We start from the raw sequence: 17,010 nt of genomic DNA, 5'->3' as shown, positions 1-17,010 counted from the left end.
AAAGTCAGGACCCTGGGTTACGGGCGCCTACGCTGCTTGGCTCTGGGTCCTGACGTTCGTCAGGATGACGGAGGTGGTCGTGAGGCCTACCTACCTCACCACCGATAATTAAAACTGATGCTGATCCGCTCGCCCTTCGCAGCATTCGGCACGACCTCATGCCTGAGCCAGCTCTCCCACAAAAACACGCTCCCCGGCTTCGGCACCGCATAGACGAACGTCCGCAGATCCTCCGGCGCATCGTCGAGGCGGGTCGGCGCGGCCATCATCATCGGCAGCCGCGGATCCTCCAGCTTCAGCGCGCCCGCGCCTTCCGGAATCGTCACGTACATCGTCCCCGACACGACGCTGTGCGGATGGATATGCCCCGAATGCGCGCCGCCGGGCTTGAGGACGTTCACCCACAGGCTGTCGAGCTTCAGCTTGCGCCCGCCCAGATCGAACGCGCAATCCTTCGCAAACGCCGCGACATGCTTGTTGAGCAACCGCACCAGATCGCCGAACCGCGGATCGCGCAGCGGCAGGTCGTTCAGCGACGCGTAGGACGTGTACCCGCGATAGCCATGCGCCTTCGACCACGCGACACCCGCGCGATCGGCCTTGGACAGTTCGAGCGCCGCGTCCTCGAGCTCCTCGACCAGATCGTCGTCGCCGAGATCGGCCTCGTAGAACCGCGTGGCGAACAGCGAGCGGGTGGTCATGGTTGCATCCTCACAGCGACATCATTCATGAAGCGGACGTCGTCGCCCGCCGCCAGCCAAGGCGCCTCCGCGGCAATCGCGCCGAGCATGTCGGACAGCGGCTCGATCTCCGCCTTGGCGTAGTTGCCGAGCACATAGCCGGTGACGCGGTCCTTGTGCCCCGGATGCCCGATCCCCAGCCGCACGCGGCGGAAATCGGGGCCCAGATGCTGGTCGGTCGAGCGCAGCCCGTTATGCCCCGCGGTCCCGCCGCCGGTCTTCACCTTCACGCGGAAGGGGGCGATGTCGAGCTCGTCGTGGAACACCGTCAGCGCGTCGACGTCGAGCTTGTAGAAGCGCAGCGCCTCGCCGATCGACCGGCCGCTGTCGTTCATGAAGGTCGCAGGTTTCAGCAGCAGGATCTTCTGCGTGCCGATCCGGCCCTCCTGCGTCCAGCCCTGGAACTGCTTCTTGACCGCGCCGAAGCCGTGCACTTCGGCGATCGCGTCGGCGACCATGAACCCGACATTGTGCCGGTGCATCGCATATTGCGCCCCCGGATTGCCGAGTCCCGCCCAGATCTGCACGTTCTATTCTCCAAGGTGAAACGGATGGTCCGCCCCATATACGGTTCTCCCGCGAAAGCGGGAGCCCAGGGTAACGGGCGTTGACGCTGCTGGGTCCTGGACCCCCGCTTTCGCGGGGGAACAGCTTAGGCGCATAAAATAAAACGGGCGGGAAAGCCCTAGCCATCCCGCCCGTCCGATCAGAAAATCCTCATCCGAAGACGAAGGGCCGAAACCCTCAGTCCTTCTTCTGCGGCGTGATCTTGTCGTCGTCGTTGTGATCGTCGTTAGGCTCGACCACGGGCTCTTCGTCCGAAGCAGCCTCGGCGGCCTGCGCCTCGGCGACTTCAGCCTCGAGCTCTTCGTCCTCGACGGTCGGCACGGTCGGCGGCACGATCGTGGCGATCGCGAAGTCGCGGTCGTCGATCGCGGGCGTTGCGCCCTTGGGCAGCTTTACGTCGCTGATGTGGATCGAATCGCCGATTTCCATGTCGGCGAGCGAAATCGTGATCTCGCTCGGGATATCCGATGCGTCGACGACCAGTTCGATCTCATGGCGCGTGATGTTGAGGACGCCCTTGCCCTTCTTGATGCCTGGCGCGTCGTCTTCGTCCGTGAACACGACCGGCACGGCGACCGTCACCGTCGAGTGCGCACCGATGCGCAGGAAGTCGACATGGATCGGGCGATCCGAAACCGGGTGGAACGAGACGTCCTTCGGCAGCGTCCGCACGCCGTTGACCATCACGATCGAGTTCATGAAGTGGCCGGTCATCAGCGCCTTCATCAGCGCCTTTTCCTCGAGGTGAACCGACATCGGCTCCTTGTTCAGGCCGTAGATCACGGCAGGCACGCGGCCATCACGACGCAGCGCCCGGGAGGCTCCCTTGCCAACCCGGTCACGCGTCTCGGCTGCGAGCGTCAACTGGTCGCTCATCTGTATTCTCCGAAACTCGTTTGTTGTCCTTCCCGCCCACGCCTCCAGGGATGACCATGGACCGGAAGCGCGGGCGCATAGCGGAGATTCGCGTAAAAAACAATCAGGTCGTCATGCGGAGGGGGCCGGCGCCGTCACTTGATCCATGGCCGCTCGCGGAACCACTTGGTCACGATATACTTCACGCCCTCCATGACCGGCATGCCCTCGTGCAGCGTCAGGCCGTTGGGGGTGCCGTCGGGGTTCATGTTGTTCCACGTGAGCAGCATGCCGCGTTTCGGGGCGATCTTGATGCCCGCCTGCGGGAACCAGGTCGCGCCGCCCTCGGGCACGTCGTTGAGGAACACCATCGCGGTCCAGGTGCGCTGGCCGCCTTGCTCCTGCATCTTGGCCCAATAGCTTTCGGATTCGTGGAAATAGTCGTGATGCGCGCGGAATTGCTGGCCGGGGGCGTAGCGCTGGCCCTGCATCGTCTCGCCGTGGAGCAGGTCGATCCCGAGCAAGGTCGCGATCGCCTCGTCGGTCGGCTGTACCTCGGGGGACCAGCGATCCATGTCGCAGCTCTCCGACGTGCGGAAGCTGCTGTTGGGGCGATCCGACAGCAGGGTCGACGGCCGCCGCTTCGAATCGATCATCGCGATCAGCTGCTTGCAGGTCTTGGGATCAAGGAAGTCGGCCTGGTAATAGAATTGGACCGTTGCCATCGCGATGCGCTGCACCGCCGGGTTGGCGTCGAGCCGGGCGGCGACCTGCGATCCGGCGGCTTGGCGGAGCGCCATGGCCGGATCGACCTTCTTGGCTTTTGAAAAGATACCCACGCCGCAGGATTTGGCGAACTCGTCTGGAAACGCAAGAGCCCCGCGGCGAGTGTATCGCCGCGGGGCTCTCCCCTGTTACTGCGTGACGGGCAGGCGGCGCCTACCAGAAGATGTCGTACACCGTGTCGACCACGCGGCCGCTGTCGAGATCGACGAGCAACGCGTCGTTGTAATAGCGCACCCAGCGATACGGGCCGTACGCCTCTGGCAGGCGATAGGTGTACGGGTCCTGGATCCAGTAATTCTGGTTGTAGAGGATGCTGTTCAGCGAAAAGCCGACCCCGAAGCGTCGATAGCCCGAGCCCCAGCCGCTCGGCGCATAGTAGCGCGGGAGGCGATAAGCACCGCGGTTCGAGGCGCGGTAGTTGCTCCACGCATAGCGATTGTCATTACGCCAGCCGCGGTTCCACGCGCCACCCTGGTTGTAGCGGCCCGGGTTATAGCGGCCCTGGCTGTAACCCCGGTCATAGCCACCGCGGCCATAGCCCTGGACGGCGCCGTAAGCGCGGTTGGGCTGGCGGTTTTGGTAGCCGTCACGACCGCCGTTGCGCCAGTCGCCCCGGTTGTCGCCCCGACCATCATTACGCCCGTTATTACGCCAGTCGCCGCGTCCATTGCGGTCGAACTGGCCGCGGTCCGCCTGCTGATTGCCGCGATCGAGCCCGGGCTGACCCGGGCCGCGGTTCCAGTCGCCGCGATCCTGGCCGGCTTGCAGGCCGGGGCGATCCTGCCGGTTCCACCCCTGACCAGTACCGCGCTGGCCGTTCCACTCGGGCCGGCCGCGGCCATCGGGGCCGTCGCCGCGGATCTGGGCCTGGACGCCGAGGTCGGCGCGTTGCGGGCGTGGGCCCTGGTCGGGCGCGGCGGGGCGATCGGGACGCTGCTGGAACGCCTGGGCGTCGGGACGTGGTCCGCGATCGGGGCGCTGGCCACGATCCTGGCGTGGACCGTCGTTGCGGCCCCGGTCGCCCCGGTCGCCGCGGTCGCCGCGGTCCTGGTCGATCTGCTGCGCGGTGGCGGCGGTCGCCATCATGGTCGCCGGCACCAGGGCCGACGCCGCCATCAAGAGTTTAAGTAACTTGCCCGTCATCGCCGTGATCCTCGACTGCCGGCGCACGAGCCGGCTCCTATGATGGATCAGCTCTAGACCGCGCGACGTGAGGCGACGCTGAATGGGGTCGTCAGCGATTAGACAGGTTGCGTTGGGATACTTGGCACCCGTTCAAAAATATCCACCCCGGCCAAGGCCGGGGTCCAATTGGGGATGATAGGCAACGAAGCGCGCGACGCACTACTGCGGACGTTCCAATTGGGCCCCGGCCTTCGCCGGGGTGGTGCTCGACCAACTGTGGCCGATATCCTGATGCCAGCCCGTGCACTACCATTGATCGGCCGTGCCGAAATCGCGGGCCGCACGTCTCGCTCCTCCTTGTTCTGAGCGCGCGCTACCGCGCCGGCGGCGGGACCAGCGCCGGCACCAGCCGTGCGGAGTCCGCGGGATCGATTCCGGGCCGCGGTCCCGCGGGGATGACTTCCTCCCCGCGGATCGCCCGCCCGGCGCGCTGGATCGCCTCGACGACGCGCGGGTAGACACCGCACCGGCACAGGTTGGTGATCTGCGCGCGGATCACCGCCTCGCTCGGATCCGCATTGCGCTTCAGCAGGGCTGCCGCCGCCATGATCATCCCGGGAATGCAGAACCCGCATTGCGGCACCGCCTCCGCGATGAAGGCGAGTTGCACGGGATGATTGCGCTCGCGCGACAGTCCCTCGATCGTCGTGACGTAGGCGCCCTCGATCGATCCGATCGGGACGCGGCAACTGCGCATCGCGCGCCCGTCGATATCGACCGTGCACGCGCCGCATTGCCCCGTCCCGCAGCCATATTTGGTGCCGGTCAGGTTCGACGCATCGCGCAGCGCCCACAGCAACGGCGTGTCGTTGTCGAGCTTGTATTCGATCGGCGCGGTGTTGACGGTGAAGCGGCTCATGCCGCCGTCCTAGCCCGCCGCGACGGATCGCACCACGCGGCATTGCCACGCGTCGCCACCCCGGCTTATGTCGCGCGCAATAACGAGAGGGCGCAACACAGATGCACGTCGATACCAAATCCACAGCAGCAGCCGGAGGCGATGCCAGCCACGGCTATGACGCGCCCGATCTGCGCGTGTTCGTGTTCGCGCTGTTCTTCATCTTCGGCGGCATCACCTCGCTGAACGACATCATCATCCCGAAGATGAAGGAGCTGTTCACGCTCGACCATGCGACCGCGATGCTGGTCCAGTCGGCGTTCTTCCTCGCCTATGCGCTGTTCTCGATCCCCGCCGCGGCGATCGTGCGCAAGGCCGGCTATATGCGGACCGCGTCGATCGGCCTCGTGACGATGACCGCGGGCTGCCTGTTGTTCATTCCGGCGGCGGGGCAGGCGAGCTTCGGCATGTTCCTGTTCGCGCTGTTCGTGCTCGGCGCCGGGATCACCGTGGTGCAGGTCGTGGCGAACCCGCTGATCTCCGCGCTCGGCCATCCCAAGTCGGCATCGAGCCGGCTGACGTTCGCGCAGGCGTTCAACTCGCTCGGCACGACGATTTTCCCGTATGTCGGCTCGGCGCTGATCCTCGGTGGGCTGGCGACGGTCGACTCGTCCAAGCTCACCGGTGCGGCACTCGACGCGTATCGCAGCGAATCGTCGAGCACCGTGGTGCACACCTATATCGGCCTCGCGATCGCGCTGCTCATCGTCGCGGCGGTCGTGTGGACCAGGCGCAACCGGCTCAACGAGGAGCAGGACCAGACCGGCAGCATCTTCCATGCGTTCACGCTGCTGAAGCGCCCGCGCTTCGCGATGGGGGCGGCGTGCATCTTCCTGTACGTCGGCGCCGAAGTCGCGGTCGGATCGCTGATCGTGAACTATCTGATGCAGCCGAGCGTGATGGGGCTGAGCGACGTGGCGGCGGGCAAGCACGTGCCGTTCTACTGGGGGGGCGCGCTCGTCGGGCGGTTCATCGGCGCGTACGTGCTGAACAAGGTTTCGCCGGGCAAGGTGCTCGCCGGCGTCGCGACGGGGACGCTGGCGCTGATCCTGATCTCGGCGAACACCGAGGGCGCGATCTCGGGCTGGGCATTGCTGGCGATCGGTCTGATGAACGCGGTGATGTTCCCGACGATCTTCTCGCTGGCGTCCGAAGGTCTTGGCAAGCGCGCGGCCGAAGGGTCGGGCGTGATCGCCACGGCGATCGTCGGTGGCGCGATCATCCCGTATCTGACGGGGATGCTCGCGGATACGTCGGGCAGCCTGCACTTCGCGCTGCTGCTCCCGGCGATCTGCTACGCGCTGATTCTGGCCTATGGGCTGTACGCGCGGAAGCCGGTGGCTGAAGCGGTCGCCTGAACCCTCCACGGCATCCTGGGCTCGACCCAAGACCCAGAGCCACGACCGCTAGCGTATGTGGCTCTGGGTCCTGACTTTCGTCAGAATGACGGACGCGGAAGGGGCGGTGCGGCGCGGCCGATCGCGAGGTCGGCGCCGGAGAAGCGGATCGGCGTGCGGAGGCCGGGGATGGTCGAACCGTCCGGTCGCTCGGCATTGATTCGCATCCCGCGCGCGATCACCTGCGGATCGTCGAACGCCTGCGCGACAGTGTTGATCGGCCCGGCGGGCACGCCGACCGCCTCCAGCCGCGCGAGCAGCGCGAGCTTCGGGACCTGCGCGGTCGCCGCCTCTATCCCCGCGAACAATAGGTCCTTGAAGGCGAGCCGCCCGGCGTTGGTCGCAAAGCGCGGATCGTCACGCATCTCCGGCAAGCCCATCGCATCGCAGAAGCGGCGGAACTGGCCGTCATTGCCGACCGCGAGGATGAACCAACCGTCGCTGGTCGGGAAGACCGCGTAGGGGCACACGTTCATGTGCGCGTTGCCGACGCGCGTCGGCGAGACGCCGCTGGCGAACCAGTTCATCGCCTGGTTGGCGAGCACCCCGGTCATCGTGTCGAGCAGCGCCATGTCGATCTGCTGACCCTCGCCGGTCCGCTCGCGCATCGCGAGTGCGGCCTGGATCGCGATCACGGAATACAGCCCGGTCATGATGTCGGCGAAGGCGACGCCGATCTTTTGCGGCGCGCCGTCGGGCTCGCCGGTCAGGTCCATGATGCCGCTCATGCCCTGGACGATGAAGTCGTAGCCGGCGCGGGGGGCATAGGGGCCGTCCTGGCCGAAGCCGGTGATCGAGCAATAGACGAGCCGGGGATTGATCGCGGCGAGGCTGGCATAGTCGAGCCCGTATTTGGCGAGCCCGCCAACCTTGAAATTCTCGATGACGACGTCGGCGTCGGCGATCAGCGCCAGGACTTCGGCCTGGCCTTCGGGGGTGGTGAAGTCGGCGACGACCGAGCGCTTCCCGCGATTGGCGGCATGGAAATAGGCGGCATCGCGCGAGCCGTCGGGGTTGTCGATGAACGGCGGGCCCCAGCTGCGCGTGTCGTCGCCGGAGGGGCTCTCGATCTTGACGACGTCGGCGCCGAGATCGGCGAGCACTTGGCCTGCCCAGGGGCCGGCTAGGATGCGGGCGAGCTCTACGACTTTCAGCCCGGCGAGGGGGGGGGGCTTCCGTTCCACGTTCAAATCACCACCCCGGCGAACGCCGGGGCCCAATTGGAAAGGCCGGAGTAACTGGGCGCACCATCAGCCAAGGTGCGTCCCCCAATTGGGCCCCGGCCTTCGCCGGGGTGGCATGACGTTGGGACTGAACTCAAAACGCCGCGATACCCGTGATCGCGCGGCCGAGGATCAGCGCGTGGACGTCGTGCGCGCCCTCATAGGTGTTGACCGTTTCGAGGTTCATCAGGTGGCGCATCACCTGATATTCTCCCGAAATGCCGTTGCCGCCGTGCATGTCGCGGCTCATCCGCGCGATATCGAGCGCCTTGCCGACGTTGTTGCGTTTCACGATCGAGACCATCTCGGGCGCGAACCGGCCCTCGTCCATCAGCCGCCCGACTCGCAAGCTTGCCTGCAACCCGAGCGCGATCTCGGTCTCCATGTCCGCCAGCTTCTTCTGGAAGAGCTGGCGTCCGGCGAGCGGCGTGCCGAACTGGTTGCGGTCCAGGCCATATTGGCGCGCGGCGTGGAAACAGAATTCGGCCGCCCCGAGCGCGCCCCACGAAATCCCGTAGCGCGCGCGGTTGAGGCAGCCGAACGGCCCCTTCAGCCCCTGCACGTCGGGCAGCAGCGCGTCTTCGCCGACCTCGACCTCGTCCATCATCACCATCCCGGTGATCGACGCGCGGAGCGACAGCTTGCCCTCGATCTTGGGCGTCTCCAGCCCCTTCATGCCGCGTTCGAGAATGAAGCCGCGGATGCCGCCGCCATGCTCGTCGGACTTCGCCCAGATCACGAACACATCCGCGATCGGCGAGTTCGAGATCCACGTCTTGGCGCCCGAGATGACATAGCCGTTGGCCGTCTTCTTCGCGCGCGTCGTCATGCCACCGGGATCGGAGCCCGCGTCGGGCTCGGTCAGGCCGAAACAGCCGATCCACTCGCCGGTCGCGAGCTTGGGCAGGTATTTCTTCTTCTGTTCTTCGGAGCCGAACGCGTTGATCGGGTACATCACGAGGCTCGACTGCACCGACATCATCGAGCGATAGCCCGAGTCGATCCGCTCAACCTCGCGCGCGACCAGACCATAGGCCACGTACGACGCGCCGACGCCGCCATATTCTTCCGGGATGGTCGGCCCGAGCAACCCGAGCGCGCCCATCTCGCGGAAAATCGCGGGATCGGTATGCTCATGCTGGAACGCGTCGACGATCCGTGGCGCCAGCTTGTCGTCGGCATAGGCCTTCGCGCTGTCGCGGATCATCCGCTCGTCCTCGCTCAACTGATCGTCGAGCAGGAACGGATCTGCCCAGTCGAACTTGCCCATCCCGGCCATCGTCATCTCCTTCGTTGACCGCCGACTTCGTGGTTCGTCGGTCGAAAGTCCACCCCCCATGGCCGGTTTACGCATCGATCAGCGTCAGCACGGATAGGGTCACATGCTGCCGGCCGTCGATCGACTCGACGCGGTCGACCGCAAGATCCGCGACGATATGCCCGCGTAGCGCGAACTCGGCATCGGGCAGCGAATCGATCCAGTCTCGAAGACCGGGTACGGGATCGGCGACGATGGTCAGCCGGTGTTGCGTGCCGACGAACGTCGCGCTTGCCCATGGCGTGCACGCGATCGTGGCGATGTGCATCGTCACGCCGGCCGCGCCGGCATGGCTGCGCAGGCCGCGGATCAGCAGCGTGCCGGCGTCGGGGCCGCGGAGCGCGTCCATCCTCACGACGCGTTGCCCGCCATGAACGACTCGATCCGCGCCACCATCGGTTCGCGCGCCTGACGGCCGCGACGCAGGTCGTGGACAAGCCGCGGATCGCCGACCGACAGCCGCCCGAACTTGGTCATCGGCATGCCCGTCTGTCGCAGATATCGATCGATCTTCATGAGAATCGTCACCGTCGTTCCTCCCGAGTCTGTGCGTCTCGTTCCTGATCTGTTCCTGCAAATCCTACTTGTCTAGGAAATTTCCTGCGCTAGGGTCGGGGGGTGTCGAAATCTGCATCCGATCCCGACCCGAGGCACGCGCTGGCGACGCTCGCGGCGACGCGGGGCGACAGTCTCGCGGCGCTGTCGGCGATGCTCGGGCGCAACGCCGCCTATCTCCAGCAATATGTCCGGCGGGGATCGCCCAGGATCTTGGGCGAACGCGATCGGCGGCTCCTGGCGGCGTATCTCGGCGTGAACGAGGCGGTGCTCGGCGGGCCACCCGACCGCGTGAGGGGCTTCCGGATCCGCCGGCTCGATATCGCGGCGTCGGCGGGGCCGGGCGCGCAGGTCGATGGCGAGATCGTGCTGGGCACGGATACGCTCGACCCGGCGCTGGCGCGGCAACTCGGCTTACGCGACGGACAGGCGGCGATCATCCGCGTGCGGGGCAGTTCGATGGAGCCGGGGCTGTTCGACGGCGATCACATCGTCGTCGACACCGCCGATCGAACGCCGCGCGCGAAGGGTGGGCTCTACGTGATCCGGATCGACGACGCGGTGATGGTGAAGCGCGTTGCGCTGGCGGGTGGAACGCTGGTGGCGACGAGCGACAATGCGGCGGCGGGTCCGGTCCCCGAAGGGGCTATCGTCGTGATCGGCCGAGTCGTCTGGCAGATGCGCAAGCCGCGGTGACGGGCGAACGTAGAGGATCCAAGCGATCCTTCCCCGCAAGGGGGAGGTGGCAGGCGCAGCCTGACGGAGGGGGAGGTAGGCGCTAACCCGTGTTCCGTGTCCTCCCCCTCCGTCACCTGCGGTGACACCTCCCCCTGGCGGGGGAGGAGCAGAAGTTTCGCCGTCTCGATACGCTGGCTGCAGCGACTACGTAGGACGAACGGATGGGGTGAGGGCCGGGGCGTCTACCGCCGGTCGCGCAACCACACGAGCACCGCTGCCGCGACGCCGACCCCGGTCCCGATCAGAAACCCCGGCGTCGCCTGCCCGATCGCGAAACCGACTCCCGCGCCGCCGAGCATGCCGAGCGCAACGAGGAATCCGCCCGCGGCACTGGGGTCCTTGTGGGGGGGAAGGGGTTCGCGGGAAGTCGGATCGGCCATCGGCCTGTCCTGCCACGCGCGACCTTGGGATGCCAGTCACAGCGACATGCCCACGTCTACGCCGCGCGCGTTCGGCCGCGCCGACGAAACGTGGCGGAAATACGGCGTTACATACTGTTCCGCCACGACAAGCCCGGCTAGGAGCCGGATATGGTGTTCCGCGTCGCGCGAGCCGGGCCGGCCGCCGCCTTTTTCGTTCTGACGACCGCCGTGGCCGCGTCCGGGGCGGGGGCGCAGACCGCGCCTGCGCCTGCGCAGACCACACCGGCCGATACGCCGATGTCGCTGGATCCCAATTCGCCGCTCGCCGCGCTGCCCGATATCGGTGTCGCCTGGCCCGATCTTGCGAGCGCACCGATCGACCCGGCGACGACGATCGCGACGGTCGATGCCAATACGGAGAGCCGCTATGCCTGGCGGATCGACGGCATCGACGGGATCAACGACACGCTGCTGCGGCAGCGGTTCGCCGCGCTGTCGACGCTGGACGCGAACGATCACCAGCCCGCCAACGCTGCGCAACTCGATCGCCGCGCGCACGAGGACGCCGACCTGCTCAACAGCCTGCTGCGCGCCGCGGGCTATTACGATGCCGCCGTCGTCACGCGGGTCGAGCCCGGCGCGAAGCCGATGGTCGTGCTGTCGGCGGCGCCGGGCACGCTCTACACCTTCAAGGGGGTGACGATCGACGGCCTCGCCGCGGCGGGCGACAAGGCGCCGGACCTGGCGGCCGCGTTCGGCGTGAAGCCCGCGGATCCGGTCAATTCGGACGCTATCGTCGCGGGGCAGGCCAAGCTGACGACGCAGATCGGGCGCGAGGGGTTTCCGTTCGCCAAGGTCGGCGATCCGGCGATCGTCGTCGATCACGCCACCCGCACCGCGACGCTCGATCTGTCGGTGCAGCCCGGCGGCGCGCGCAAATTCGGCGCGATCCGCGCGTTGCCCGGCAACCGCGTGTTCGGCGCGGATCATGTCGCGGAGATCGCGCGATTCTCGCCCGGCGATATGTACGACGCGGCCAAGCTCGACGATCTGCGCCGCGCGTTGATCCAGACCAGCCTCGTGTCCGCGGTCGATCTGAAGCCGGTGCAGGGCGCCACGCCCGACACCGTCGACGTCGCGGTCAAGCTCGATCCGGCGCCGCCGCGCACCGTCGCGGGCGAGCTCGGCTATGGCACGGGCGAGGGCGCGCGCGCGGAACTCAGCTGGACGCATCGCAACCTGTTCCCGCCCGAGGGCGCGCTGACGGTGCGCGGCGTGCTGGGGACGCAGGAGCAGCTCGGCTCGATCGTGTTCCGGCGCAACAATTTCCACGCGCGCGACCGGGTTCTCACGCTCCAGGCGTCCGGGGTGCATACCAATCGCGATGCGTATGACGCGAAGACCTTCTCGCTCGCGGGCAGCCTGGAACGGCAGACCAACATCTTCTTCCAGAAGACCTGGACCTGGTCATTGGGCGCCGAGCTGATCGCATCGGACGAGCGCGACGTCATCGTATCGACGGGCGCGCCGCGGCGGCGAACGTTCTTCATCGGGGCGCTGCCGACCACGCTCAATTACGACGGCTCGGACGATCTGCTGAACCCGACCAAGGGGTTCCGCCTTGGTGCGCGGCTCAGCCCCGAGGTCTCGTTGCAGAATTCGGTGTTCGGCTATGCGCGCACGCAGTTCGACGGCAGCGTGTACCAGCCGTTCGGCGACCGCGTGGTGCTCGCGGCGCGCACCCGGCTCGGCACGATCGTCGGCGCACCGCGCGACGAGGTCGCCCCCTCGCGGCGGTTCTACGCGGGCGGCGGCGCGTCGGTGCGCGGCTATGGCTATCAGTCGATCGGGCCGCGCGATCCCAACAACGACCCGATCGGTGGGCGCAGCCTGACCGAATTCTCGATCGAGGCGCGCGTGCGCGTCCTGGGCAGTTTCGGGATCGTGCCGTTCCTCGACGCGGGCAACATCTATACGTCGCCACTGCCCAAATTCACCGGGCTGCAATACGGCACCGGTATCGGCGTGCGCTATTATTCGAACTTCGGCCCGATCCGGCTCGACGTCGGCACGCCGATCAACCCGCAGCCGGGCGATAGCCGCATCGCGGTGTACGTATCGCTGGGGCAGGCGTTTTGAGCGAAGACGCCGCTCTCCCAAAGCCTCGCATCGCGTGGTGGCGGTGGATCGTCAGCGCGGTCATGGCGCTGCTCGTGATCGTCGGGACCGCATTGCTGATCGTCGACACGGGAATCGGCCACCGCTTCGTCGCGGACCGCATTGCGGCGATCAGGACCGCCAACGGGCTGCGCTTTACGGTCGGGCGGATCGAGGGATCGCTGTACGGCGATACGCGGTTGGTCGATTTGCGCGTGTATGATCTGGAAGGGCTGGTCTTCCAGGCGCCCAATGTCGAACTCGACTGGTCGCCGTTCGACTGGTTTTCGAACCGGCTCGAGATCCAGCGGCTGATCGTCGATCGCGCGATCCTGACGCATACGCCGCGGACTCGCCCGTCGCAGACCCGTGGCCCGATCCTGCCCGATTTCGATATCCATATCGGCCAGCTCTCGGTCGGGCGGCTGACGCTGGCGAAGCGCGTGCTGGGGACGCAGCGGATCGGCACGCTCGACGGACGCGCCGACATCCGCTCGGGGCGCGCGCTGGTCGACCTGAAAGCCCGCGTCGCCGGCAGCGACGATCTGAAGCTGCGGATCGATGCCGAACCCGCGCGCGACCGCTTCGACATCGACGTCGCCGCAAAGGGCGCGGCCAACGGCGTCCTCGCGCGGATGGTCAGGGCGAAGGGCCCGGTCGCGCTCGCGGTCACCGGCGACGGCAGCTGGGCGAAATGGAGCGGCCGCGCGAACGGCATGATCGGGACGACCCGAGTCGTCGACCTCGCGCTCGCGCAGGTTGCGGGGCGTTACACGCTGTCGGGCACGCTCTCGCCGTCGTCGCTCCTCAAGGGCAGGCTGCAACGGCTGACCGCGCCGCGCGTGCTCGTCAACGGCAGCGCCGGGTTCGCCAACCGCCGGCTGGACGGTACCCTCTCGCTGCGCACGCCTGCACTCGCGATCGACACAACCGGCATCGTCGATCTCGGCACGAACGCGTATCGCAACGTCCGGATAAAGGCGCGGCTGCTGAGGCCGCAGGCGTTGTTCGACACCATGACCGGCAACATGGTCGAGCTGCGTGCGATCCTCGACGGGCCGTTCGCGACCGCGGCGTTCGACTACCGGATCGATGCGGGCCGTTTCGCCTTCGATCAGACCGGGTTCGAGAACGCGCACGCGGCAGGCAAAGGGCGCCTGTCCGCCGCGCCGGTCACCGTGCCGATCCGCTTCACCGCCGCGCGCGTGACCGGGGTCGGCAGCGTGGCGGGGGGCATCCTACGCAACCTGTCGGTCGACGGACTGCTCCGCGTGACGCCGACGCTACTGACCGGCGACGCGCTCCGTTTGCGGTCCGACAAGCTCAGCGGCAGCATCAATCTGGCAGTCGATCTGCGCAGCGGCCAGTTCGAGGTTGGTATCAACGGCGGGCTCGGGCGGTATCTGATCCCCGGCCTCGGCATCGTCGACGTCAAATCGACGTTGCGCGTAGTGCCCGGTCCGAACCGCAAGGGCACGCGCGTGATCGGGCAGGGCAGCGCGCAGATGGTGCGGCTCGACAACGCGTTCTTCCGCAGCCTCGCGGGCGGCCTGCCGCGAATCACCACCAATCTCGAACGCACCACCGACGGCGTGCTGCACTTCACCAACCTGGTGCTGACCGCGCCGCAGATCCGGCTGACCGGCAACGGCTATCGCAGGCGTGACGGGACGTTCCACTTCGAGGGCGGCGGGCGGCAAGCCACCTACGGCCCGGTGACGCTGAACCTCGACGGTCAGATCGAGAAACCGGCGCTCGACCTCGTTTTTGCCAGCCCCAACGCCACGCTCGGCCTGTCGAACGTCCGCGCGCATCTCGACCCGACGCCGCAGGGCTTCGCGTTCACCGCGGCGGGCGGATCGCGGCTGGGGCCGTTCACCAGCAACGGCGCGATCCTGCTGCCACCGGGCGCGGGGGCGACGATCCAGATCGCGGCGCTGAACGTCGCCGGGACGCGCGCAAGCGGCGCTGTCGCGGTCGTCGATGGCGGCTTCAACGGACAGTTGGCGGTCGCGGGCGGCGGTATCTCGGGCGAACTCCTGTTCCGCCCGGTCGGGCAGATCCAGCGCATCGAGGGACATCTCGCTGCCAAGGCCGCGACACTCGACACCGTTACGCTGCGCCAGGGCAAGCTCGATTTCGTCACCTTGCTCGATCCCGCCGGTACGTCGATCGAGGCGAAAGCGACCGGCCTCGGGCTGCGCCGCGGCCCGCTCAGCCTTGCGCGATTCACCGGCGCGGCCTCGCTGCGCGGCGGCGTCGGCACGGTCCGCGCGTCGATCGCGGGGTCGCGCGGGCGGGCGTTCGATATCCAGAGCGTCACGCAGGTCACCGCCAACAGCTACGCGGTCTCCGCGCAAGGCACGCTCGACGGTCGCCCGCTGAAACTGCTCATTCCCGCGGTCCTGACCCAAGCCAAGGACGGCTGGCACCTCGCGCCGACCAGACTCAGCTTCGGCGGCGGCGAGGCGCAGGTCGGCGGGCGTTTCACCGGCAATAGCACGGCGGTCGACGCCAGCCTGACGCGCATGCCGCTTGCTTTGCTCGACATCGGCTATCCCGGGCTGGGGCTCAGTGGTTCGGCGTCGGGCCGCGTCAACATCGCCACCGCGAACGGCGCCGCGCCGACCGGCAAGGCCGATCTCACGATCCGCGGGCTCAGCCGCGCCGGTCTCGTCCTGTCGTCGCGTCCGATCGACGTCGGTGTCGCTGCGGTGCTCTCGCCCGACAAGCTCGGCGTGCGCGCGGTGATCGCCTCGGGCGGCAAGACGATCGGCCGCGCGCAGGCGCAGCTGGCACCGTTGGGGCAGGGGGACCTCGCCGCGCGCATCACCAACGCGCGCCTGTTCGGTCAGCTTCGCTACAGCGGGCCTGCCGACACGCTCTGGCGGCTCACCGGGGTCGAATTGTTCGACCTGTCGGGTCCGGTCGCGATCGGTGCGGACGTCGTCGGCACGCTCGCCAACCCGACGCTGCGCGGCGTCGTCCAGGCGAACGGCGCGCGGATCGAGAGCGCGACCACCGGCACCGTCCTCACCAACGTGCAGGCGACGGGTCGGTTCGGCGGATCGCGCCTCGTGATCGACCGGTTCGGCGCGGATGCGGGCAAGGGGGGCCGGGTCACCGGCAGCGGCCAGTTCGAATTCGCCGCCGCGGCGGGGATTGGGCTCGACCTGACGCTGCAGGCCGACAAGGCGGTGATGATCAATCGCGACGATATCGGCGCGACCGTCTCGGGGCCGCTGACGTTCAGGTCGAATGGCTCGGGCGGCACGATCGCGGGCGACGTGGTGCTGAACAAGAGCCGCTACCGTCTCGGCCAGGCGACCGCCGCCAGCGCGGTGCCGCAGCTTAACATCCGTGAGATCAACCTGCCCGACGGCGGCGAGGAAGTCGTGACGCCGACCAAGCCCTGGGCGCTGGCGATCAAGGCGCGTGCGCCGAACCAGGTGATGGTCAGCGGTCTGGGGCTGACCAGCGAATGGTCCGCCAACCTCCAGATCGCCGGCCAGCCCGACAATCCCGCGATCACTGGCCGCGCCACGCTGATTCGCGGCGATTACGAGTTTGCCGGTCGCCAGTTCGAGCTCGCGCGCGGTGTCATCCGCTTCGACGGGCAGGTGCCCGCCAATCCCGCGCTCGATATCGAGGCGAATGCCGATTCGACCGGGCTCAGCGCGTCGATCCGGGTGACGGGCTATGCGCTCAAACCCGAGATCGGTTTTACCAGCACGCCCGCTTTACCCGAGGATGAGCTGCTCTCGCGGCTGTTGTTCGGCACCTCGATCACCAATCTTTCCGCGCCCGAGGCGTTGCAGCTGGCCGCGGCGGTGGCGGCGTTGCAGGGGGGCGGCAATGGCCTGAACCCGATCAACGCGGTGCGCCGCGCCGCCGGGCTCGACCGCCTGCGTATCCTGCCCGCCGATCCGCAGACCGGGCAGGGTACCTCGATCGCGGCGGGCAAATACGTCACGCGGCGGCTGTATGCGGAGATCGTCACCGACGGGCAGGGCTATTCGGCGACGCAGGTCGAGTTCCAGGTCACGCGCTGGCTGTCGCTGTTGTCGAGCATCTCCACGCTCGGCCGGCAGAGCGCGAACGTGCGCGTGTCGAAGGATTATTGAGCACCCCCGTTCGGGCTGAGCAAAGTCGAAGCCACTTCCGGAGGGCAGGCCCTTCGACTTCGCTCAGGGCGAACGGTAAGAGAATTTTTTTCGGTTTAGGACCCA

General features: G+C 67.5%; 15 protein-coding genes. 4 read left to right on the top strand and 11 right to left on the bottom strand.

Features of this window, described 5'->3' with window-relative positions; translation table 11 throughout:
* Nucleotides 1–95: 95 nt before the first annotated feature.
* The 6 genes from ASF00_RS14875 to ASF00_RS14850 form a co-directional block, all read right to left on the bottom strand.
* Nucleotides 96–701, bottom strand: coding sequence for a TIGR02466 family protein (locus ASF00_RS14875; RefSeq protein ID WP_055880960.1), 606 nt, complete (start codon nucleotides 699–701; stop codon nucleotides 96–98).
* Nucleotides 698–1,267, bottom strand: a complete 570-nt coding sequence (gene pth / locus ASF00_RS14870) for an aminoacyl-tRNA hydrolase (protein ID WP_055880957.1) — start codon at nucleotides 1,265–1,267, stop codon at nucleotides 698–700. The genes ASF00_RS14875 and pth overlap by 4 nt, the downstream gene beginning before the upstream one ends.
* A 217-nt stretch (nucleotides 1,268–1,484) precedes the next feature.
* A complete protein-coding gene (locus ASF00_RS14865; RefSeq protein ID WP_055880954.1) occupies nucleotides 1,485–2,183 on the bottom strand; it encodes a 50S ribosomal protein L25/general stress protein Ctc in 699 nt (232 codons plus the stop codon).
* A 134-nt stretch (nucleotides 2,184–2,317) separates the two neighbouring features.
* A complete protein-coding gene (locus ASF00_RS14860) occupies nucleotides 2,318–3,001 on the bottom strand; it encodes a prolyl hydroxylase family protein (RefSeq protein WP_055880950.1) in 684 nt (227 codons plus the stop codon).
* Between the two features lie 100 nt (nucleotides 3,002–3,101).
* On the bottom strand, nucleotides 3,102–4,091 hold the full coding sequence (locus ASF00_RS14855) for an RcnB family protein (RefSeq protein WP_082463483.1): 990 nt from the start codon (nucleotides 4,089–4,091) through the stop codon (nucleotides 3,102–3,104).
* 355 nt (nucleotides 4,092–4,446) lie between these two features.
* The gene (locus ASF00_RS14850; protein WP_055880943.1) at nucleotides 4,447–4,992 is read right to left on the bottom strand and encodes a (2Fe-2S)-binding protein; all 546 of its coding nucleotides are present in this window, start codon (nucleotides 4,990–4,992) and stop codon (nucleotides 4,447–4,449) included.
* Between the two features lie 101 nt (nucleotides 4,993–5,093).
* Between ASF00_RS14850 and ASF00_RS14845 the strand changes: the two genes are divergently transcribed.
* Entirely contained in the window at nucleotides 5,094–6,389 is a 1,296-nt protein-coding gene (locus ASF00_RS14845) for a sugar MFS transporter (protein WP_055880941.1), read from the top strand.
* An 80-nt stretch (nucleotides 6,390–6,469) separates the two neighbouring features.
* On the opposite strand, the gene ASF00_RS14840 is transcribed toward ASF00_RS14845, so the two are convergent.
* The 4 genes from ASF00_RS14840 to ASF00_RS18875 form a co-directional block, all read right to left on the bottom strand.
* Nucleotides 6,470–7,612, bottom strand: coding sequence for a CaiB/BaiF CoA transferase family protein (locus ASF00_RS14840; RefSeq protein WP_156348387.1), 1,143 nt, complete (start codon nucleotides 7,610–7,612; stop codon nucleotides 6,470–6,472).
* Between the two features lie 133 nt (nucleotides 7,613–7,745).
* The gene (locus tag ASF00_RS14835; protein ID WP_055882315.1) at nucleotides 7,746–8,930 is read right to left on the bottom strand and encodes an acyl-CoA dehydrogenase; all 1,185 of its coding nucleotides are present in this window, start codon (nucleotides 8,928–8,930) and stop codon (nucleotides 7,746–7,748) included.
* A gap of 67 nt (nucleotides 8,931–8,997) precedes the next feature.
* Nucleotides 8,998–9,318, bottom strand: a complete 321-nt coding sequence (locus tag ASF00_RS14830) for a hypothetical protein (RefSeq protein ID WP_055880935.1) — start codon at nucleotides 9,316–9,318, stop codon at nucleotides 8,998–9,000.
* Nucleotides 9,319–9,320: 2 nt separating this feature from the next.
* Entirely contained in the window at nucleotides 9,321–9,497 is a 177-nt protein-coding gene (locus ASF00_RS18875) for a hypothetical protein (protein WP_200910554.1), read from the bottom strand.
* Nucleotides 9,498–9,587: 90 nt separating this feature from the next.
* Between ASF00_RS18875 and ASF00_RS14825 the strand changes: the two genes are divergently transcribed.
* Nucleotides 9,588–10,220 (top strand): S24 family peptidase, encoded by a 633-nt coding sequence (locus ASF00_RS14825; RefSeq protein ID WP_055880933.1) that lies wholly within the window; start codon nucleotides 9,588–9,590, stop codon nucleotides 10,218–10,220.
* Between the two features lie 224 nt (nucleotides 10,221–10,444).
* Here the strand turns inward: ASF00_RS14825 and ASF00_RS14820 are convergent, their stop codons facing one another.
* A complete protein-coding gene (locus tag ASF00_RS14820; protein WP_055880930.1) occupies nucleotides 10,445–10,642 on the bottom strand; it encodes a hypothetical protein in 198 nt (65 codons plus the stop codon).
* A 150-nt stretch (nucleotides 10,643–10,792) separates the two neighbouring features.
* Between ASF00_RS14820 and ASF00_RS14815 the strand changes: the two genes are divergently transcribed.
* Both ASF00_RS14815 and ASF00_RS14810 read left to right on the top strand, forming a co-directional pair.
* Nucleotides 10,793–12,763 (top strand): autotransporter assembly complex protein TamA, encoded by a 1,971-nt coding sequence (locus ASF00_RS14815; RefSeq protein ID WP_055880928.1) that lies wholly within the window; start codon nucleotides 10,793–10,795, stop codon nucleotides 12,761–12,763.
* Nucleotides 12,764–12,825: 62 nt separating this feature from the next.
* The gene (locus ASF00_RS14810; protein ID WP_055880925.1) at nucleotides 12,826–16,905 is read left to right on the top strand and encodes a translocation/assembly module TamB domain-containing protein; all 4,080 of its coding nucleotides are present in this window, start codon (nucleotides 12,826–12,828) and stop codon (nucleotides 16,903–16,905) included.
* Nucleotides 16,906–17,010 lie beyond the last annotated feature (105 nt).

The sequence above is a fragment of the Sphingomonas sp. Leaf34 genome, from assembly GCF_001421805.1.
Classification (GTDB): Bacteria; Pseudomonadota; Alphaproteobacteria; order Sphingomonadales; family Sphingomonadaceae; genus Sphingomonas.
This window is presented reverse-complemented; position numbering and strand designations above follow the sequence as displayed.